The organism is bacterium (assembly GCA_026416715.1).
Lineage (GTDB): Bacteria > UBP4 > UBA4092 > JAOAEQ01 > JAOAEQ01 > JAOAEQ01.
The window spans coordinates 1-21,427 of record JAOAEQ010000018.1 but is presented as its reverse complement, the minus strand read 5'-3'; the positions used below and the strand labels follow the sequence as shown (position 1 = coordinate 21,427).

Here is a 21,427-nt window from a genome sequence, read left to right as displayed (position 1 = left end):
GGATTTGGGATTTTTTTGCAAGGAGAAACCTATGGCATTAGTTCCCATTGTAGTTGAACAATCTACGCGGGGAGAACGAGCGTATGATATTTATTCCCGTTTATTAAAAGAGCGGATTATTTTTATTGGTACGCCGATTGACGATGAAGTAGCAAATTTGGTTATCGCCCAATTACTTTTTCTTGAATCGGAAGACCCGGAGAAAGATATTAATATCTATATCAATAGTCCTGGTGGTTCAGTTACCGCTGGACTAGCAATCTACGATACGATGCAGTTTGTGAAACCTCAAATTTCTACCACCTGTATGGGACAAGCAGCGTCAATGGCAGCATTACTCCTTGCGGCTGGAACTAAAGGGAAACGGTTTTCTTTACCGCATGCCCGAGTGTTAATTCATCAACCGATGGGTGGTGTTCAAGGACAAGCTACTGATATCGATATTCAGACGAAAGAAATTTTACGGATTCGCGAGCGAGTAAATGAAATTCTGGTTAAACATACAGGACAACCGCTTGAAAAGATTCAAAAAGATACTGACCGTGATTTCTTTATGTCGGCATTACAAGCGAAAGAATATGGAATAATTGATGACGTAATTGAAAAAAGAAAATAAAGTTCTCTAACTATCTCCAAGATTGCAAAATCGATTTAAGTTTAATAGGGTATGAATAATTCTCATCAAGCAAAATGTTCTTTTTGCGGTAGACCACAGGATAAGGTGCGTCGTCTCATTGCAGGTGGAACTCAACCATATGTCCCAAATGTATTCATCTGTGATGAATGTATTCTTGCCTGTACGACGATATTAAGTAAAACCGGCGATTTTGAATTTCAGCTCGACCAGGCTATTGTTTCTTCTGATAAGAAAACACTATCGATATCGCCAGAAACTTTTCCGGTTCCCAAACCGATGGAAATTAAAGCGGTGCTAGATGAATATGTTATTGGGCAGGAGCGAGCGAAAAAAGCGATGGCGGTTGCTGTGTATAACCACTACAATCGTATTCAACAGAAAAATAATGCTGACGGTATAGAGATTCAGAAAAGTAATATCCTCCTTATTGGACCCACAGGTAGCGGTAAAACTTTGTTAGCGCAAACGTTAGCTCGAATTCTTCATGTTCCGTTTACGATAGCAGATGCCACTACCTTAACTGAAGCGGGATATGTTGGTGAAGATGTCGAGAATATTCTTCTGCGCCTATTGCAAGTAGCCAATTACGATGTCGCAAAAGCGGAAAAAGGGATTGTCTATATTGATGAAATTGATAAGATAGCTAAAAAGACGGAGAATGTCTCGATAACCCGCGATGTCTCGGGTGAAGGGGTTCAACAAGCGTTATTGAAAATTATCGAAGGAACGATTGCGAATGTTCCACCGCAAGGTGGACGTAAGCATCCGCAACAGGAATACATCCGAATGAATACCGCTGATATTTTATTTATTTGCGGCGGCGCGTTTGTAGGATTAGATAAAATTATTGAAGCACGATTGAATACCAGCCGCATCGGATTTGTTGCACCAGTTAAACCAAAACAAGAGAAAAAAATGGGTGAACTATTGTCTGCGGTTCAGCCGGAAGATTTATTGAAATTCGGGTTAATACCGGAATTTATCGGCAGATTACCGGTAGTAACGGTAGTGCATGAGTTAAATGAAGATGATCTAGTAAAAGTTTTAACCTATCCTAAAAACTCATTAATCAAACAATATACCAAAATATTTGAGCTGGAAAATGTGAAGCTTACCTTTACCGAAGATGCATTGCATGCAACCGCAAAAGAAGCGATTAAACGCGGATCAGGAGCACGTGGGTTACGGGCGATTCTAGAAGAAGTTATGTTAGATATAATGTTCGAACTACCTTCCCGCGAAGATATTAAGGAATGTATTATTACCGAAGAGGTTGTTCGGAAGAAAAAATCACCGATTCTAGTTTTCCATCCTACTCGAACTAGCTCCGCCGAACTAGCGTAATAGGTTACGCTCCTATTTCCTCAATAGTTATTCCTCTCTTCTTAAAAACGGTTTTGTATCTTTACGAAAATAAAAGTATATGATACGATATTCTATATATAATCATCTTACGTCAGTAAGTTGTAGGCTTAAAGCAATACCATATAATATCGAGAATAGAACATTACCCGCAGCCACGCTCTTGTCAATATTTGGTATAATCTTTAAAGAAGGAGAGACGTAACCAAATTGAGTATAAGCCGTTCGAAACCCCAAATAGCTACCTTAGCGAAAAAATACGGTACGCCATTGTTTGTTATTAACCGTTCGCGTTTGCGCAAAGAAGTGAATCGATTTCGAATGTTGCTCCCCCGGGTTCAACCCTATTATGCCGTAAAAGCAAATTCGCATCCGGAAATCATCCGGTTTTTTGCTCGAGCAAACCTTGGCTTTGATGTCGCTTCGCAGGCGGAAATGGAATCGGTTCTTGCTGCGGGAGTTTCCCCTACTCGATTGATTTTCGCTAATACCGTCAAACGACCGGAAGCGTTAATCTATGCGAAATCAAAAGGAATTACTCTAATGACGTTCGATTCGGAATATGAATTATTAAAAATCGCGCAATATTGTCCTGGAGCGAAAGTGTTAGTGCGGATTAAGGTTCCGAACGTTGGTTCTATTGTCGAACTATCAGTTAAATTCGGCGTTGAACCTGCGGATGCGATTCCGCTATTAATTAAAGCGCATAAACTGGGGTTGAAACCGACAGGGGTAAGTTTCCATGTTGGCTCGCAATGTACTCACATTGAAAATTATATTGAAGCATTTGAAATGAGCTCGATTATTATCCGAGATGCACGACTGAAACAGATTCCCTTAGAAATTGTGGATATCGGCGGCGGATTTCCGATTCGACACTTTGATAACGAGAAAGATTTATTTAACCAAATGGCGCCACGGTTGAATAAAGAATTAGATCGACTTTTTGATTCGTCGGTGCAAATCATTGCGGAACCCGGCAGGATTTTAGTCGGTTCTTCCGGAACGCTGATTATGCGAGTTATCGGGAAATCGATTCGCGCGAATAAACATTGGTATTATTTAGATGATGGCGTATACGGCGCATTATCGGGTATCGTGTATGACCATTGTAAATATCAATATAAAGTGTTACGACGGGGGCATCCGCAAATTTCAACGCTCGCCGGACCGACCTGTGATTCGTTTGATATTATTTCTCTAAGTGAAGATTTACCGGAACTAGAGTTTAATGATATTGTCTATGTTGAGAATATCGGCGCCTATTCTATAGCTAGCGCTACTGAATTTAATAGTATCCCGAAAGCAAAAGTAATCGTCGTAGATTAAAACAAACGGATGGATGACAGAACGTCCTTTCGTTTTTAAGTTATTTTTATTAGGAGGTAGAACCAATGAAACGAGACCATCGGTTACGTGAAGATTTATCGGAGTTACCGGATTGGCTTAGAGAAAAAAAATGCCCGAGAAAGAAGATATATCTTTCTGGAAAACGGATTATGCCAAAAGGGATAACCGGAAAAGAGAAATTGAATAGGTTAATTGATGAAACTTTTCTCGCGTATAACGCGGCACGACTTCGTGAGGGATGCAGACTTTTCGTTGAGAAAATGTTAGAACCGGACGTAACGATTGGGATGAGTTTAGCCGGTGCATTAACCCCAGCTGGGCTCGGGTGTAGTTGTATTATTCCGTTGATTAAAGCGGGTTTTGTTGACTGGATTGTTTCGACAGGCGCAAATATGTATCACGATCTCCATTTTGCATTTAATCTACCATTACATGTCGGCTCGCATTTGGTTGATGATGCCGATCTGCGGAAAAATGATGTAGTTCGGATTTATGATGTTCTCCTAGGATATACTGATTGTTTGATGCAAACGGATGAAATTCTCCGTTCGATTCTGGTTCAACCGGAGTTTCAAAAAGAAATGGGTACCGCAGAGTTTTATTATTTGCTCGGACGATATGCAGCGGAATGGGAACGGAAAAGTGGGAATAATGATGTTTCTGTTTTAGCGGCCGCATATCGCGCTGGTGTGCCGATATATACGAGTTCACCGGGCGATTCGACCATTGGAATGAATATCGCGGGTGTCGAATTACAAGGGAATAAACTCCGAATTAATCCGTCAATAGATGTTAATGAAACGACCTCGTTTGTTTTAGAAGCGAAACGGTCAGGTGGCAAGTCTGGGGTTGTCCTTATTGGCGGGGGGAGCCCGAAAAATTTTATGTTGCAAACTGAACCGCAAATCCAGGAAGTTCTCCGGATTAAAGAAGTCGGTCAGGACTACTTTTTTCAAATCACTGATGCTCGTCCTGACACCGGCGGATTATCCGGAGCGACTCCGCATGAAGCGGTTTCGTGGGGCAAAGTTGATCCGAACCGATTACCTGATGCAGTAGTTTGTTATCTCGATGCAACCGTTGCCTTGCCCATCTTTACTTACTATGCATTAGCGAACCATAAAAAACGGCCGTTACGAAAACTCTATTTTAAACGGCAGGATTATATGCGGAAATTGGTGCGCGAATATTTTGCGCATAATAAACAGTTAGGCCGTGAAATTATTGAACAAGCAAAAAATATTTGGGGTATCTGAGTTAGCGATAAGAAGTCAAATGTCATCAGTGGCAGAAACGATATAGCTAACCTCTAGCTTCTCTTTATGCACAATATTGTTTCGTTGATACAATGTAAGAATTACGAGCGGCAGAACGTGCTACGTGCGGTGCAAGAAAGTATTGAAGAACTTGGTGGAATAGGTGATATCATTCAAAAAGATACGCGCGTGTTCTTAAAATTAAATCTTCTCCGTGCTGCAAGACCGGAAGAAGCCGTTACTACCCATCCATCGTTTGTTTATGCGTTAGCAAAGACATTGAAAGACTATGGCGCCAAGGTTGTTATTGGCGATAGTCCGAATGCAGGTGTCCCGTATCGAGAATCGGCGTTGAAACAGGTATATTCCAAATGTGGTATACTCGATGTAGCTAACGAAATTGGGGCAGAGTTAAATTATGATACGAGCATCGTTGCAGTGTCATATAAAGATGGTAAACTTATCAAGCAGTTTAATGCAATGAAACCAGCGCTTGATGCTGATGTTCTGATTTCCGTTGCAAAAGGGAAAACCCACGGATTTACGTATATCACCGGGGCGGTGAAAAATATGTTCGGTCTTATTCCCGGATTCGAAAAAGCCGGATACCATGCGAAACTGCAATCGCTCGATCGATTTGCTACTATGCTAGTTGATATCTGCGACTGTGTTAAACCGCAACTCGCATTTCTAGACGCAATAACGTGTATGGAAGGGGATGGACCTGGTTCCGGCGACCCGAAAGAAGTTGGGGTAATTATCGCTTCGCGAAACCCGCATGCGGTTGATGCAGTATTCTGTGATGTTATTGGTATAGATTGTCGGAGGTTACCTACGATTCAAGAAGCAATATCCCGCAATTTATTAAATTTGGATACCGTCGAACTCCATGGGGTTTCACTCTCCGAAGTTAAGGTAACGAATTTCAAAATGCCAAAAACAGTCGGAGCAGGTGATGGATTAATTCTTTCCGGTGTAATTCAACGGATGGTTAAACCATTATTTAAAACTGCGTTTTCAGTGAAACCGGTTATTGTAAAAAAAGTATGTATAGGCTGCGGTATATGCGAACAAGGTTGTCCGGTTAATGCTATTACCTTAGTTGAGGGTAAAGCGGTAATTGATTATGATAAATGTATCCGCTGCTATTGCTGCCATGAATTTTGCCCCCATCGTAGTATCGAACTGCGAAAATCAATGCTCTATAAAATCTCTAGCAAAGTTTTACAATAACTATATTCAATCCAGATCGTAATCACAGCTTGGTCGTAAATCCGTCAAATACACCATTTACGTATCACAATTTGAAATAACAGTTATGGCACTCACGAAAAAAATTGGGCACGGAATTAAACTTATTGCTGCGAAAACAATGCGGAAACGGATTCCGTTAATTGTGAACTGGGCGATTACCGGTAAATGCAATCTGCGGTGTATCCATTGTTATGGTGCATATGGAATAACCCAGAAAGATGAGTTGACTACTGACCAGGTATTTACAATCATAGATGAATTGAAATCGATCGGAACCCGTCGAATAACGATTGAAGGTGGCGAACCGTTAATGCGGAAAGATATCGGCGATATCATTGACTATATCCATCAAAAGGGAATAGAACAGAGTTTATGTACCAATGGAGTATTACTCGAACGGAAGATTGACCAAGTTAAAGGGAAAGTTGATATCGTTATATTAAGCATCGACGGAGCGGAACAAACACATGATTATATCCGTGGACGAGGAAATTTCAAACAGGTTCTCCATGCAATTGATGTCACTAAAAATGCTGGGCTTCGAACCTTAATCTTCTATACTTTGATGGATGAGAACTTAAACGATCTAGATGAAGTAATAGAACTAGTTAAACAGTTAGGAATTTTTATTGCGTTTAATATTGCCGTAGCGAAAATAACCAGTGATGGAAAACGAATTTCGCTTCCCAAAGAATCGGAACAAAAATATCGCGAAGCAATTCGTAACATTCTTGAATATAAGAAAAAAGGATATCCAATTTTTTATTCTGATAAAAATTTTTTGCAAGCGCTCCATTGGAAAAGTTACACCAAAGAAAGGTTGTATCCAGAAGATTTACCGAAATATAAAAGTGAACCGTTAATTCCATGCTATGCTGGAAAATATTTCGCCTATATCGAGTGTAACGGTGATGTTTATCCCTGCTATCAACTGGTTGGAACGATGCCGGTTAAAAATGCGGTTAAAGACGGATTTAAATCTGCGTTCGACCATTTAGCGAAGGTAGATTACTGCTTGCATTGTTATAATATTACGATTAGCGAATTGAATCTCCAGTCTGGACTTGATTTCCAATCGGTTGTTCAGGTTTTACAAAATTATTTGAAAAAATGATTCTGTTCATCTGCGAAATCCTGGTGTAATCCGTTTAATGAGTGGTTTATGAAACGAACTAAGATTGTTTGCACTATCGGCCCTGCATCTGAGAAACGAGATATTCTCCGTCAGATGATTCAATCTGGTATGAATGTCGCTCGATTGAATTTCTCGCACGGAACTCAAGCGGAGCATTTATCTCGGTTACAGAGTATCCGTCAGATTGCTCAAGAACTCGATATACCGATACCGATCATCGCTGACCTTTGCGGGCCGAAACTTCGTATTGGGAAGATTCATACACCAGTTGAACTTAACTCTGGCGCCAGTTTTATTTTAACCTCTGAACGAATCGAAGGTGACAGAAATCGGGTTAGCATTTCGTACCCTACCCTCCCGGAATATATCCACATTAACGATCGAATTCTTCTTGACGATGGGAATATTGAACTAGAAGTTACGAAGGTTACCAAAACTGAAATTCATTGTAAGGTTATTCACGGTGGGATACTTTCATCCAATAAAGGTTTATCAGTTGTTAGTGATACCATATCCATTCCTGCGATAACTGAGAAAGATAAATCGGATTTATCCTTCGCTATCCAGCATCAAGTTGATTATATCGCTTTATCATTTGTTCAATCTATTGAAGATATTAAGCAATTAAAAGATTTGATTCTTGCACAAAATGCTGATGTTCCGATCATCGCAAAAATTGAGAAGCCGAACGCGGTGAAAAATATAGATAGTATCCTGGAGATAGCTGATGGGATTATGGTTGCTCGAGGCGATTTAGGTATCGAGATGCCATTTCAAGAAGTACCGATAATCCAGAAAACAATAATTCAAAAATGTAATATGCGAGCAAAACCGGTTATCACCGCAACGCAGATGCTCGAATCCATGGTGCATAAACCGCGACCTACCCGAGCGGAAGTGACGGATATCGCTAATGCTATCCTTGATGGAACTGATGCAGTAATGTTATCTGGGGAAACTGCAGTCGGAGAATATCCAGTAGAATGCGTGCGAACAATGGCGGAAATCGCTCAACGAACCGAAAAATCATTAACTACCATAATGCCGGATATAGCCGAATGCCAGGGAATGAGTTTAGCTGAAAAATTGAAGAATCAAAGAACGGGACAACTCGAATATAAAAAAGTTGAATGGGAAGTAGCCGAATCGGTTAGCTCTGCGGTATTTAATCTAGCGAACCAGTTACAGGCGGCTGCGATAGTTACGCCAACCGAATCCGGAAGTACCGCACGGTTAATCGCTCGATTCCGACCGACCTGTCCAATTATCGCGCTCACGCCGAATCGGAAAACTTTATATCGGTTAGGATTAGTTTGGGGAGTCAACGCGTATTTCTGCGAGAATCTACCGGATACCGATGCTGTGTTCGCGAAAGCAGAACAGTTAGTCCAGTCGTTAGGATTAGCGAAATCGGGTAATACCATTATCATCACCGCTGGAATTCCACTTCGTAAACCGGGAACGACCAACCTAATACGTATACTTACCGTGTAATTACTCAAGAAGAAATAACGAAATTCCAAAATTCTTCTCCGTTCAGTCGGTAACGGTATGGTTATCCATTCTGGTTTTAGGGTGAACTTCTTTTTCAAAAACCGCAATGTTTAATGTTTGAGCATTATCGGCAGAGATATTCTTTTAGTATTTCAAGGTAAAAGAATATCGCTATGAACTGAGTTTACAAGCATACGCGTAACGTGATAAGATTTTTAATGCTTTAACGGAACAAACCTAAGAACTGATATACCACTTAAGTATTCGTTTACCGAATAAGGATTGATTATTCAGTTCTTGCGTTATCGAGAAAGGAGAGGCCAACTTTTGCTAAAACATTTATCTGACAATATTCAACGAGCATTAGCTATCATTGAACGTGGTGCGGTAGAAATTATTCCCAAAGAAGATTTAATCCGCAAACTTGAGAAATCCGAGAAAACAGGAAAACCGCTTAATATTAAGCTTGGCGCTGATCCATCTGCACCCGACCTACATCTCGGCCATACGGTACCGTTACGGAAACTACGGCAATTTCAGGACTTAGGGCATCAGGTAACCTTTATCATTGGCGATTTCACGGCAATGATTGGCGACCCGACCGGAAAATCCGAAACTCGCAAACCGTTATCTCGAGAGCAAATCGCAATCAATGCAAAAACTTATCAAGACCAGGTGTTTAAAATCCTTGACCCGAAAAAAACGAACGTAGTATATAACAGCGAATGGTTATCCCCATTACATTTTGAAGATGTTATCGCGATTGCCGCTAAATATACGGTTGCCCGAATGCTTGAACGGGACGATTTCGAAAAACGATATAGAAACGGAGATGCAATTTCAATTCATGAATTTTTATATCCGTTAATGCAAGGATATGATTCAGTTGCCATTCAAGCCGATATTGAAATCGGCGGAACTGACCAGAAGTTCAACCTGCTCGTTGGTCGGGATTTGCAGCGAGAATATGGACAAGAACCGCAAGTTATTTTAACTCTGCCGTTAATTGAAGGAACCGATGGAGTTCAGAAGATGAGCAAAAGTTTGGGGAATTATATTGGAATTAGTGAACCACCACAAGAAATGTTCGGGAAACTTATGAGCATTCCGGATAATTTAATGCTGAAATACTATGAATTATTAACCGATGTTCCGAAATCGGAATTAACTAAAATCGAATCTGGTTTGAAAGACGGTTCTCTCCATCCACGACAGGTTAAGGCAGAGTTAGCAAAGATAATAGTTACATTTTTCTATGATAGAACAACGGCAGAAGTTGCCGCAGAAGAGTTTGACCGAATTTTTCGGGATAAACAGACGCCAGAACAAGTTCCGGTTGTAACTATTTTTTGTGAACAGGAGAAAATTTGGATTATTAAAGCTTTAGCGCAAGCAAGTATCGCAAAAAGTAATAGTGATGCCAGGCGGTTAATCCAACAGAATGCGGTCGAACTTGACGGGTTGAAAGTAACCGATGTTAATCTTGAACTTATGGTAGGGAAAACCTATCTATTCCACGTTGGACGGAAGTTCTATCGTCTCGAACTCAAATTGAAACAAGAAGCATAGCAAGGGAAAAAGGTACTTTAAAATTCAAATATATCGTTGTGTGATATAGTCATTAAACCCATTATGTATTATTTCTATAGGGTTAAAGATTCATCTGAGATTAGATTCACTTAGCTATCCTTTATTTTTCCTGAGTTATATGTTTGGTAACATCTTAAGAAAAATACTCCCGAGTAAACAAGAACGCGATATTAAAATGCTCGAACCAATCGTTGAGCAAATCAATGAGTTGGAGCAAAGTATCGCAGCGCTATCTGACGAAGCGCTCCGTCGGAAAACCGATGAATTCAAACACCGACTTGCTGACGGAGAAACGCTTGATGATATTCTGCCGGAAGCGTTTGCGGTCGTTCGAGAAACAGCAAAACGAACCATTAAACTTCGGCATTTTGATGTCCAGCTTATGGGTGGAATTGTTCTTCATCAGGGGAAAATTGCTGAAATGGCTACCGGTGAAGGGAAAACGTTAGTAGCTACACTACCGTTATATTTAAATGCATTAGAAGGGAAAGGATGTCATCTGGTAACCGTTAACGACTATTTAGCACGTCGTGACGCTGAATGGATGGGACCAATATATCATTTTCTTGGATTGAAGGTAGGTGTGGTTAACCATGATAAATCGTTCTTATACTCACCGAATCCAAAGGGGAGAACGACTCAGCTCGGGTCTGGCGAAGAACTGCAGGTGGTTCCACGGAAAGAAGCGTATCTAGCGGATATAACGTATGGAACAAATACCGAGTTTGGATTCGATTATCTCCGAGATAATATGGCAATTCGGCTTGAGGATTTAGTGCAACGTGAATATAACTATGTTATTGTTGACGAGGTTGATAGTATCTTGATTGACGAAGCACGAACGCCGTTGATTATTTCCGGTCCGGTAGAACATTCGACGCATAAATTTGATGAAATGAAACCGCTGGTTGAACGGTTGGTTAGGAATCAGACACTTTTGGTTAACCGACTGTTATCCGAAGCGGAAAAACTGTTAGAAGAAGGCAAAGAATACGAAGCAGGAATAAAATTTCTTCAGGTACGTCGAGGTGCGCCGAAACATAAACGGTTGATGAAACTTGAAAAGGAAAAAGGGGTACTTCGTCACATTGAACGAGTTGAATTAGATTACACGCGGGATAAAAAACTCCATGAATTGGATGAAGAATTATTTTTCAGTATAGATGAAAAGACCCATGTGGTTGATTTGACTGAAAAAGGAAGAACCGCGTTATCGCCGCACGACCCAGATTTCTTCGTCTTACCAGATATCGAAGAACAACGGCGGAAAATCGATGCGGAAGAAGGGTTATCCGAGTTAGAGAAATTGGCTAAAAAACAGGCGATTGAACAAGCGTTCATTGAAAAAAGCGAACGGTTGCAGAATATTAGTCAGTTGCTCAAAGCGTATTCCCTCTATGAAAAAGATGTAGAATATGTTGTTGCAGATGGCAAAGTGGTTATTGTCGATGAGTTTACTGGGCGATTGATGCCCGGACGGCGGTTCAGTGACGGATTACACGAAGCGTTAGAAGCGAAAGAAGGTGTGCGCATTGAACGGGAAACACAAACGCTCGCAACGATAACGATTCAAAACTATTTTCGAATGTATCAGAAAGTTGCGGGTATGACTGGAACGGCAGTAACCAGTGCTGGTGAGTTTTGGGATGTATATAAACTTGATGTGGTGAGTATTCCGACGAACGAACCGGTACGTCGGATTGATTATGACGATGCGGTATATAAGACCAAACGAGAAAAATATAATGCGGTTATCGATGAAATTGAGCGATACCATAAAGCTGGTCAGCCGGTTCTGGTTGGAACGATATCTGTTGAAGTATCCGAAACCATCGGGCGAATGTTAAGCCGAAAAGGGATAAAAAATTATTCTATCCTGAATGCGAAATATCACGAAAAAGAAGCGGAAATTATCGCTAAAGCTGGTCAAGCTGGAGCGATTACCATTGCAACCAATATGGCTGGACGGGGAACGGATATCAAACTTGGTTCTGGAGTCGTTAAATGCCCATCTACTTGCTGTATCTTATGTGAACATGAAGCAGAACAAGGCTGTGCAACCTGTCCGGATAAGAAAGAACGGAAACTGGTTGAATGTTTAGAAGACGTACCTTGCGGACTACATATTATCGGGACAGAACGGCATGAAGCCATGCGGATTGATAGACAGCTTCGTGGTCGGTCAGGTCGGCAAGGTGATCCTGGGTCGAGTAAGTTCTATCTCTCGCTCGAAGATGATTTAATGCGATTGTTTGGTTCTGATAAACTGGTTGCGTGGATGGATAAACTCGGCGTTGAAGAAGGAGAAGTTATAACGCATCCTTGGGTAACGAAAGCTATCGCTACAGCACAGAAACGAGTTGAAGAACATAATTTCAGTATCCGGAAACGACTGCTTGAATATGATGATATCATGAACAAACAGCGAGAAGTAGTGTATGAATTGCGTCGTGCGCTATTGCACGGAACGAATATCGAAGATTGGATTATCGAAATTCTTATTCCAGATTATCAACCTTCAGCTCCAGTAGCAGAAGAAATGACCGATACACCAAGTGGGATAACCCTGAAACAGTTAATCATTGCGATAGCGGATGAACTTATCCAAAATAAACTCGATGAATATGCAAATGACAAAACTCATCCGGAAGATTGGGATTTAAAAAGTTTATTTAATTGGTATCAATCGTTTGTTCCAACGAGTATTCCGGTTCCGATTATTGACCCGAAAACTATTACCCAAGGACAGATTTTTGACCAGCTATCAACCATTTTCCGGAAGGTATATGATGAACGGGAAAAATTATTTGGTGAAGAATTCCGGTTTATTGAAAAGATGGTTGTTCTTCAGACAGTAGATTCGAAATGGCGCGACCATTTGCTGGCAATGGATATGGTTAAGGAAGGAATTGGACTTCGTGCGTATGGTGCAACGGTTGAAAATGAACCGTTGATTGCGTATAAGAAGGAAGCGCATAACCTATTTATGCAGATGATTGATAATATTAAAACCGATATTCTATCGTTAATTTTTCGCGTTCAACCGATTCTGATGGCAACGCCAGAACAAACCGCAACGCAACCACAACGAACAACGCAACCGCAAAGAATTCCTTTCGGTAGACAACCAATTCCAGGGCAACCGAAACCAGCGAAACCGCAACCGGTACAATCGAAAAAAATCGGCCGAAATGATCCTTGTCCCTGCGGCAGCGGGAAAAAATACAAAAAATGCTGCGGTGCGGCTATCCTCACCTAAACAAATTGATTGCATAAACTTGCTATCACCTTCTTTGATTCACACTTCCTTGGATAAAATTATTTTCTCCATCCCGCCAGTTATACAACCGCAAAGTGAATGTATCAAGAAGACTACACTTAAGCTCTGTCAACGATACCTCTCGCGTTCGCTTGTGAATCTAATTGAAAGCACAATGGGCGTGGAGTAGAACCAGTGTGGGTTTAAGGCACACTGGTTTTGCTCCGGTTCTCTTTCAGAATTAAGCTAATAAAATATAAAAAGATATAATGATGATCTTGGATTCAGCCGTCCCTAGCGAGACTCCATTGTTTGTCTCCCTCCGGTTTCCCAACATTGCATGCTGGGCTAATTCCAATCGCCCTTATCAGGGCTAACCAACATCAACCCGAGTTTATTCACTGAAGCGTTCGCTGAACTTACGGAGAAAAAATTAGTTTAGTTTAACCAAGAAGAACCTCGGCACTCTCTCTGCGCTCTCTGCGGTGTCGAAATTGCTTTTTGTTAATCCCAAAGGGATGATTGATTCTAGTTCAGCCATTTATGGCTTGGTCTCTCTGATATTATAATGATTACATAAAATATATAAACTTATACTTTAAGAATTCAATTTAACTTATATATTCCCAATAACTGAACTCCAAAAAGTTCCGTTCGATAGGTAGGTTGTTCTTCCTGATATAATCGCCAATCGAATGGAGTAAATAGTCCTTGACGTGAGATTAAAATGAAATAGTCATACGGCGGATCGGCGAAAAAGTTTATATCCGACCGGATAATTCCCCGCTGCTGATAATAAACTACTACATCTGGATAGAAGGATAATGCTGCGACTGGCGCATGGTTCGCCGGATATACCGGCAGAATTTTCACTTTCGCTTGAAACGGCAGATTCCTATTCAACCAATCGATTTCTTTCTGGGTTATTACTTCGCCCCAATAAGTGGTTTCAAACCCTAATTTCGTTGCTCCTTTCAGACCACCAACTAACTCGTTGAAATACGAGAGTTGATATGGATGATAGGTTGCTATTGATACGAGAGGTAACAAGAACACAATAACAACAATAATAAGATTTATGAATTGAAAGGTAAGTTTTGCAATGTTTGTTTTACTCGCTAACATCTTACTTCGGATTTCAGCAAAACCTTGTCCAGCGAATATCGCGAGCATCGGGAATATCGGTAGAAAATAGCGAACGCCATCTATGACCAGCGTTCCGGGAAGAGCGAAAAAAATAAGAAAAAATCCGATGTTGAACAATAATAATGTATTGAATGCATGGTGTTGAAAGACGATATATTTAATGTTAGGATTTTTCCCTCGTAGAAATGACATCAAGCAACGGGGAAATACCGTTATCCCTTTGAAGGCAGGATAACAATGGGAAACAAAACTTCTTAAAATTCCATATAATGCGAGTAGAAGGATTCCTATAGGAACTGTTGTCAGGGTTAATACCAGCGGATAATGCCACGGAGTACTCGCGTAAGCATGTCCGAGATAGAATGTTTTAAGCGGACTTTCCATCAGGAAGAAAAACGCAAAATAATCGAGTATGCGGATGAATGTATTATTCCATAACCAAGGCCAGAACAAGATAAAAATAATTGGTCCAATCGTGAACATACAAAAAAGGTTGTTAGTATATTTATTCCGATGGAATATCTGCGCCCAGACGAATAGCGGAATGATAACAAACACTGCTATAACTTTGGTTAACAATGCAAAACCAAATCCCAAACCACAAATTAGACTCCAAATCACGGGGCGATTAAATCCGAAATCCGAAATCCGAAATCCAAATAACCTTCTGTGGTTCTTAGTTTTTAATACGTAATACTTATTATTATCAATCCCTCGGTAGAAAGCGTAGACTGTACACAGCCAGATAGTTGCGAGCGGTAAATCGAGTTCGAGGAGATGGGCATCAGCAAAAAGTCGCGGCATAACTGCGGTTGCCAGCATTGCTACCCAAGCGACGTTCTTCCCATAAAAAGATTGAGCTACATGATAAACTACGAGAAGTAATGTGAGATACCAAAAAAGTTCCGCTAACCGAAATGCGATAACGTCATCTAGCCAATGCTTGGTTATGGTATAGGTTAATCCGGCGAGAAGTTTCGTTAACGGCGGATGCTGGGAGTTATGTTGCCAATACGTGTCAATGGTTTTGGAGTTCAATGCCGTCTGCCAATCTCCGGAGAAAATTAATCCGAACCAATCGGTATACGATTTCGCTGCCCGAAAATAGAGTGGTTCGTCCCAAGTTATGCCGTAGTCCGGTATTGTCATTGCAGTAAAGGTTATCCAAACCGTAAGAAAGATAAAGATCATTAAGGTAGGAGAAGTTTTAAGCATCGATAGACTATTTCATGACAAATGTCAAAAATCCCTATCTCAAATAAAAGTCAAATCACCAATGCCAAATGATATGTTACTCCATATCGTTGTTATATTTGAACTGTGCAATATTGGAGATTGATTTAGTATTTGAGTTTAGATATTTGACATTATCTGGTGCTCGTTACTGAATTCGATACTTCGCTTAACGAAAGTCCTTCCCGCCACAGATAGTAGAACCCAATAGCGATAATCGGAATAACCTGACTTGCATGCAAAATAACTGCGAACCCGACTGCGATATTAACATCTACACCAAGTAGAACTAATGCGCTACGGCATGCTGCATGATACGGGCCGACATATCCCGGCGCGGAAGGTAGCATAACTCCGATAGCGATGATAATCATAACAAAAATCGGTGCTGACCATGAAAGAGAACCAAGCCCGAACGCATATTGGACGAATAGAATTTCGAGCGCTACAGTCAGCCAAACCGCTAATGAATAGAACGATGCGAGAATAATCTGTTTCGGTTGATGCAAAATATGCAGTCCGTCAACGAATGAATAAAGTAGATGCGTAAGTTTTTCTAACCAATGCTCTGGGAGAAATCCAAATAGCTTTGTAAATAGAGCAACGAGTTTTTCTGGATATTTCTTTAAGAGATACAAGAAGAATAAAATCGCGATATTAACCGCCAGGAAAGTATAACTTATCGCTTGAATTTTCGGCAGACTGATAAAAGAATCAGTGCTCGAGCTAATAGTAGGGGCGAAGAATAAAAGAACGATAGCTAAGAGAAACAACATACAGATGCCATCGAATATTCGTTCGATAACTACGGTAGCTAAAGCGGCGGAAATGCTTAATTTTTCTTTTTTGCCGAGTACATACGGGCGAATGAGTTCGCCTAACCTAGCCGGCAGAACGCTGTTTCCCATAAATCCAATCATTAATGATGGAAGAAGCCGTTTAACCGGTAGATGTTTGACCGGGTCAATAAATATCTGCCAGCGTACTGCCCGAAGCCAGAAACTGAATAGAAAAACAACTGTTGCGGGAATAAGCCAGATATATTGAGCAGTACGCATAATCTGCCAGGCTTCCCGCCAGTTTATTCCTTTAATAAAATATATAATGCAAAGAACGCTGATAATCAATCCGATCCAGAGTTTTTTATCTTTCATAGTAAATGAAAAAATAAAGAATGATAGCAAATGACATAACAGATTATTCGCTCGATACATCATTCGGTATCATTCGGAAAATTTCTATTTGTGGCAAATAAAAATACCACGAATACTATAGTTCGAGCAAGAAATGAGGTTTATTGAAGACCTGAACGACGATACCAAGCAAGTAATCGTAAATATCAAATTCAAAAAATGAATAACCGAGTTTTAATTTCAATTGTTGGATATTGTCATTTAGTTTTATTAGCTCTCGGGAACAACTCCCTAAAGAGGTTTTTTGCGATTACGTTTTTCTTGACAAGGATATGCTTTGAAGGGTATATTATTTATGCAAATCAACTGTTTTCCTTACCAATCTTTGTGCCGAGATAGCTCAGTTGGTAGAGCGCAGGACTGAAAATCCTGGCGTCCCCAGTTCGATTCTGGGTCTCGGCACCACCATTACCTACGACCATGTTTCTTGCTTCTTGGTTTTTCTATTTCTAACCTTTTTTACTTTTCTCGGATTGAGTTTTGGCTGCTGGGTTATCTTCAATTCTTCATGAGGCTACGCTGCTCTTTTGCGTAATGTCTATAGAATCCATTATAATTAATCATGGAACGGAACGAATTCATATATGCATCATCATTTTTGGTTCATCATATTTTTATTTATTCTAATCACTATTCTAGCAAGTTTAAGTATTATTGCGAATTCGGTTACCACAGATGAATTCGACCATGTTCCTGGTGGATTAGCGCAATTACGAACCGGAAAGTTTAATATGAGTCCGGCAAACCCGCCGTTAATCCGGATGTGGCTAGCAGTACCGTTATTATTCGTTTCACCGAAACTGTATCTGGAACCCGGATTTGAACAAATAGATTATGTTCATTACGGCATGCGGTTTATGACTGATAATGCCGACCGATATTTTGGATACATAAAGTTATCTCGGATATTTGTTTTTCTGCTGATAATTCCGCTCGTTTATCTAGTTTGGCAATGGACGAAAAAAGAGTTTGGAATCGAGGTTGGAGTAACCGCATTATTTTTCCTGCTTTTAAACCCGAACATTTTAGCACATGCAACATTAGCGACGACTGATTTCGGGTTAACCGTATTTTTTTTCGCCACCGTATATTTTTTTAAGAAGTTTTACGAAATCCCAAGTTGGATCAATGCGGCAAAAGTCGGGGTTACGCTCGGACTTGCCCAATGCGCTAAGTTTACCAGTTTATTCCTATACCCAATTATACTCATAGGTATAATCCTTTTCTGTCTTCACCATCGGTTGCATCATAAACAAATCGTGCATGATAATGTGTTCATCTATTGCAAAAAAATCGTGCTAATGGCAATGGTCATAATTCTTATGAGTATCCTGATAATCAATTTAGTCTATTGTTTTCAACTGACAGGAACTCCGTTGTATTCATATCAATTTCAGCATCCACTATTGCAATTCTTGAAATCGGTGTTACCTACTTGGTTACCGATACCATTACCCTATTTCTATCTATCAGGATTAGATAGGCAAATTGCGGAAACGGGAATGTATCGGAATTATCTCCATGGAGTTCTCTCATCGCACGGCTGGTGGTATTACTATCTCGTCGCATTCGTAATCAAGAATCCAATTCCTTTTCTCATTTGCTTAGTTCTCGGTTGCTATTCCTATTTTCAGCGAACGAAATTGAAACGAACCGATTGGTTATTGATTTTGCCACCGATTATCGTATTCTTAGCATTCTCAATCAGCTCAACGAAAAATATCGGACTTCGCTTTATTCTTCCAGTATATCCATTTTTTGCGATACTCGCTGGGCAAGCGATTACACTTCAAATCCCGAAGAAAAAACTTATCGTAGGAACTCTTGCAGCGTGGTATTTCGTTTCCAGTTTATGGATTGCACCGAATTTTTTAGCATATTTCAACGAGCTAATCGGCGGGCCGTCGCAAGGGTATAAATATCTACTCGATTCGAATCTTGATTGGGGTCAGGATATGCTGCGATTAAAACGTTACCTCGATAAAAACCAAATCAAAGAAATGCATTTATCCTGTTTCGGACCGGTTCCGCCGCAAATCTATGGAATCGAATCACTACCGTTACCGACAAACCCGCAGCCAGGACGCATGGGAATAAGTGTAAATCATCTGTTTGGAATTGAACTTGATGAACCGAATAAATTCGCTTGGTTACGAAATTACGAACCGAGCGACCGTGTTAGTTATTCGATTTTCATTTATGATATCAAAACTACAAAATAAGACTGATTATATTTTCTCAATAGCAACGTTACTTCTTCCACTTGTCGTTGGTATGCTGTTCATCAAAGCTGGTATCGGCTCGCCGCATGATGCTTCTCGAATCGCAACAATCCAGAGTATCGTTGAACAACATTCGTTATGCATCGATAAATCGATTCTTCCATTAGCTGTTGATATTATCAAAATTGATGGTAAAACATACTCGGATAAACCGCCGATGTTAGCCATTCTCGGTAGCGGAATATATTTTATTTTCTACCATATATTGCATTTGAATTTAACAGAACATTTTAAACTCATCTATTATTGGCTAACCTTTTTTTTATCCGTTGTTCCTCTAGGAATAACCTGTTTTCTATTAAACAAATTATTTGAACAGCAAGGGATAACCTTCAATCTTCGTCTCGTTTTATTCCTATCAGCTTGGCTTGGAACACTTATGTTACCGTTTAGTGGAACCTTGACCAACCATCTGGCAGCGGCAGGAACAGCGACGCTATCGCTTTATTTACTGATACAATCATATGTTCAGGTACAGCATTCTCATTGGCGAACGTTCTGGCTCGGATTCTTTTCCGCAATGACTTTCACGCTGGATTTACCTGCTGGCGGATTAGTGTTAATTTCGTTTAGTTTGATTTATTTTTGGCGGAATCATCGAGTGCAGGATTATCTCTATTTTGGTTTAGGGATTGGTATTCCTTTACTAACACATTTTACGGTGAATTACGCATTGACCGGCGATCTCGTTCCCGCATATCTACATACGGAATATTATCAATACCCCGGTTCAGTTTTGGTTTCCGAAATCGGTAAGAAACGTTTATTTGGTAAAACTATCGCAGGTCAGTATTGGCACATGCTGTTCGGCTATCGCGGGATATTACTATTTTCGCCAATATTGCTTTTTGGCATTGCCGATTGCCTTAAAGTATTTATAAAAAAATATTGGATTAACGATACATTTTTCAATTATCTACGGTTATCGAGTTTAACCATATTTTTCGGCACTTTAACAGCATACGCAATTCAGATTAGCGATTTCGGCGGAACAAGCTACGGTCTTCGCTGGATTATTACTTCAATTCCGCTATTACTTTATTTTGTAGGATTGAATGCAAACGAAATTATTCGTCGCGTAAAAAAAATTATTGGGGTTCTCTGTTTGGTCTGGTCAATATTAATTTCATTCATCGGCGTATATAATCCGTGGAGTTTAAATATTATCAGTCCAATTCCTTTTATTGATAATTTAGCATATTTAACCCTTGATTATTTCCCGCAACACGCTCGGTTCGTTGAAATAATCTTAGATAAAACTTCTTTAGAAAAAGGATTAGCATATTATGAACTCGGAAAATACTTTTTGAATCGTAATCTACCAGAAAAAGCAATTCCGTACTATGAACAGTCAATCAAATATGCTCCGCACCACACCCTAACCTATTATCACCTGGGTATAGCGCTTGACCAGGTCGGAAAACCAAGTGAAGCTATCCCGATTTATGAAAAACTGCTTCTCGCTGAACCGGATAATATCGGTGCGCTAAATAATTTCGGTATCTCATTGATAAAAGCAGGTGAGTTCACCCGAGCAGAAACGATTTATCGTCGGTCGATTTCATTAGATTCAACTCGGGCGATTGCGCATTTTGGGTTAGCGGTCTCGTTGTTTGAACAGAATAAATTCACTGAAGCAGCTAAAGAAGCTGCTATTACTCTGCAAATCCAACCGGATTTTCTACCAGCAAAAAAGTTACTTAGCGATATCCAAAATCTCGTTCATCAGTCAGATTAAAAACCATTCACTTAACAATGGAGAATGTGAAAGTTCTAATTTCGCTTTGCAGTTCATAGAGTTCTTTCTCTGATAAGAGAAGTATTCTTGCAATCTACACCGCTTGAGAAGTTTGATTCGTTACATTGCAATAAAAAAATAACAAACTAGTTTTCTTCCCAGGAAAGAACTTTCCAGTGATTAGCTGACTGCCGCTGGACTTGAACAGAGATAACTCTATGTCCGGAGTATTTCGCCGCAGAACGTGTTTTCCCCATAGCAGTTATGAGGAATCCATTTTGCGTCGGTTTAACCGTAACCGAGAAGAAACCATTACCTAATTGGGTATTCTTTTCGCCTGAATAAACGCCGTTCGTTCGTGTCAGTTCAAATATTGCTTTTTCAATACCTGCTTCCGCTAGGTTCAATGCCTGAAGATTATGGTAGGCAACCGTACCGGAAGCAAATTCATTTTCTAATTTGGTCAATAATAAACCGAGTAGGATCTGTCTCTTATAC

Annotated in this window: 14 protein-coding genes and 1 tRNA gene; 12 read left to right on the top strand and 3 right to left on the bottom strand. The window is 40.2% G+C overall.

Annotated features, from left to right (window positions below; all coding sequences use genetic code 11):
- Positions 1-31 precede the first annotated feature (31 nt).
- From clpP to secA, 9 genes are all read left to right on the top strand, one after another.
- Positions 32-616, top strand: a complete 585-nt coding sequence (clpP, locus tag N3A72_08455) for an ATP-dependent Clp endopeptidase proteolytic subunit ClpP (protein MCX7919618.1) — start codon at positions 32-34, stop codon at positions 614-616.
- 51 nt (positions 617-667) lie between these two features.
- Positions 668-1,981: an ATP-dependent Clp protease ATP-binding subunit ClpX gene (clpX, locus tag N3A72_08450; GenBank protein ID MCX7919617.1), complete on the top strand. Its 1,314-nt coding sequence runs from the start codon at positions 668-670 to the stop codon at positions 1,979-1,981.
- 228 nt (positions 1,982-2,209) lie between these two features.
- Positions 2,210-3,328 (top strand): type III PLP-dependent enzyme, encoded by a 1,119-nt coding sequence (locus N3A72_08445; protein ID MCX7919616.1) that lies wholly within the window; start codon positions 2,210-2,212, stop codon positions 3,326-3,328.
- 65 nt (positions 3,329-3,393) lie between these two features.
- The gene (gene speY / locus N3A72_08440) at positions 3,394-4,605 is read left to right on the top strand and encodes a deoxyhypusine synthase (protein MCX7919615.1); all 1,212 of its coding nucleotides are present in this window, start codon (positions 3,394-3,396) and stop codon (positions 4,603-4,605) included.
- A gap of 66 nt (positions 4,606-4,671) precedes the next feature.
- On the top strand, positions 4,672-5,838 hold the full coding sequence (locus N3A72_08435) for a DUF362 domain-containing protein (protein ID MCX7919614.1): 1,167 nt from the start codon (positions 4,672-4,674) through the stop codon (positions 5,836-5,838).
- A gap of 85 nt (positions 5,839-5,923) precedes the next feature.
- On the top strand, positions 5,924-6,973 hold the full coding sequence (locus tag N3A72_08430; GenBank protein MCX7919613.1) for a radical SAM protein: 1,050 nt from the start codon (positions 5,924-5,926) through the stop codon (positions 6,971-6,973).
- Positions 6,974-7,021: 48 nt separating this feature from the next.
- Positions 7,022-8,488, top strand: coding sequence for a pyruvate kinase (gene pyk / locus N3A72_08425; GenBank protein ID MCX7919612.1), 1,467 nt, complete (start codon positions 7,022-7,024; stop codon positions 8,486-8,488).
- A gap of 327 nt (positions 8,489-8,815) precedes the next feature.
- Positions 8,816-10,057, top strand: a complete 1,242-nt coding sequence (gene tyrS, locus N3A72_08420; GenBank protein MCX7919611.1) for a tyrosine--tRNA ligase — start codon at positions 8,816-8,818, stop codon at positions 10,055-10,057.
- Positions 10,058-10,196: 139 nt separating this feature from the next.
- Complete coding sequence (secA, locus tag N3A72_08415) at positions 10,197-13,337, top strand: preprotein translocase subunit SecA (GenBank protein MCX7919610.1); 3,141 nt, start codon at positions 10,197-10,199, stop codon at positions 13,335-13,337.
- A gap of 606 nt (positions 13,338-13,943) precedes the next feature.
- Here secA and N3A72_08410 read toward each other — a convergent pair.
- Together N3A72_08410 and N3A72_08405 are read right to left on the bottom strand one after the other, a co-directional pair.
- The gene (locus N3A72_08410; GenBank protein MCX7919609.1) at positions 13,944-15,632 is read right to left on the bottom strand and encodes a glycosyltransferase family 39 protein; all 1,689 of its coding nucleotides are present in this window, start codon (positions 15,630-15,632) and stop codon (positions 13,944-13,946) included.
- A 218-nt stretch (positions 15,633-15,850) separates the two neighbouring features.
- Positions 15,851-16,870 carry a flippase-like domain-containing protein gene (locus tag N3A72_08405; GenBank protein MCX7919608.1) on the bottom strand — a complete coding sequence of 340 codons (1,020 nt, stop codon included), beginning with the start codon at positions 16,868-16,870 and terminating at the stop codon, positions 15,851-15,853.
- Between the two features lie 368 nt (positions 16,871-17,238).
- On the opposite strand from N3A72_08405, the gene N3A72_08400 reads away from it, so the two are divergent.
- The 3 genes from N3A72_08400 to N3A72_08390 all read left to right on the top strand — a co-directional run bounded on the left by N3A72_08400 (position 17,239) and on the right by N3A72_08390 (position 20,929).
- Positions 17,239-17,314 (top strand) — tRNA-Phe (locus N3A72_08400).
- Between the two features lie 179 nt (positions 17,315-17,493).
- A complete protein-coding gene (locus N3A72_08395; GenBank protein ID MCX7919607.1) occupies positions 17,494-19,131 on the top strand; it encodes a glycosyltransferase family 39 protein in 1,638 nt (545 codons plus the stop codon).
- On the top strand, positions 19,109-20,929 hold the full coding sequence (locus N3A72_08390) for a tetratricopeptide repeat protein (protein ID MCX7919606.1): 1,821 nt from the start codon (positions 19,109-19,111) through the stop codon (positions 20,927-20,929). Before N3A72_08395 ends, N3A72_08390 begins: the two co-directional genes overlap by 23 nt.
- A 146-nt stretch (positions 20,930-21,075) precedes the next feature.
- On the opposite strand, the gene N3A72_08385 is transcribed toward N3A72_08390, so the two are convergent.
- The coding region (locus N3A72_08385; GenBank protein MCX7919605.1) for a hypothetical protein at positions 21,076-21,427 on the bottom strand (352 nt) is incomplete at its 5' end.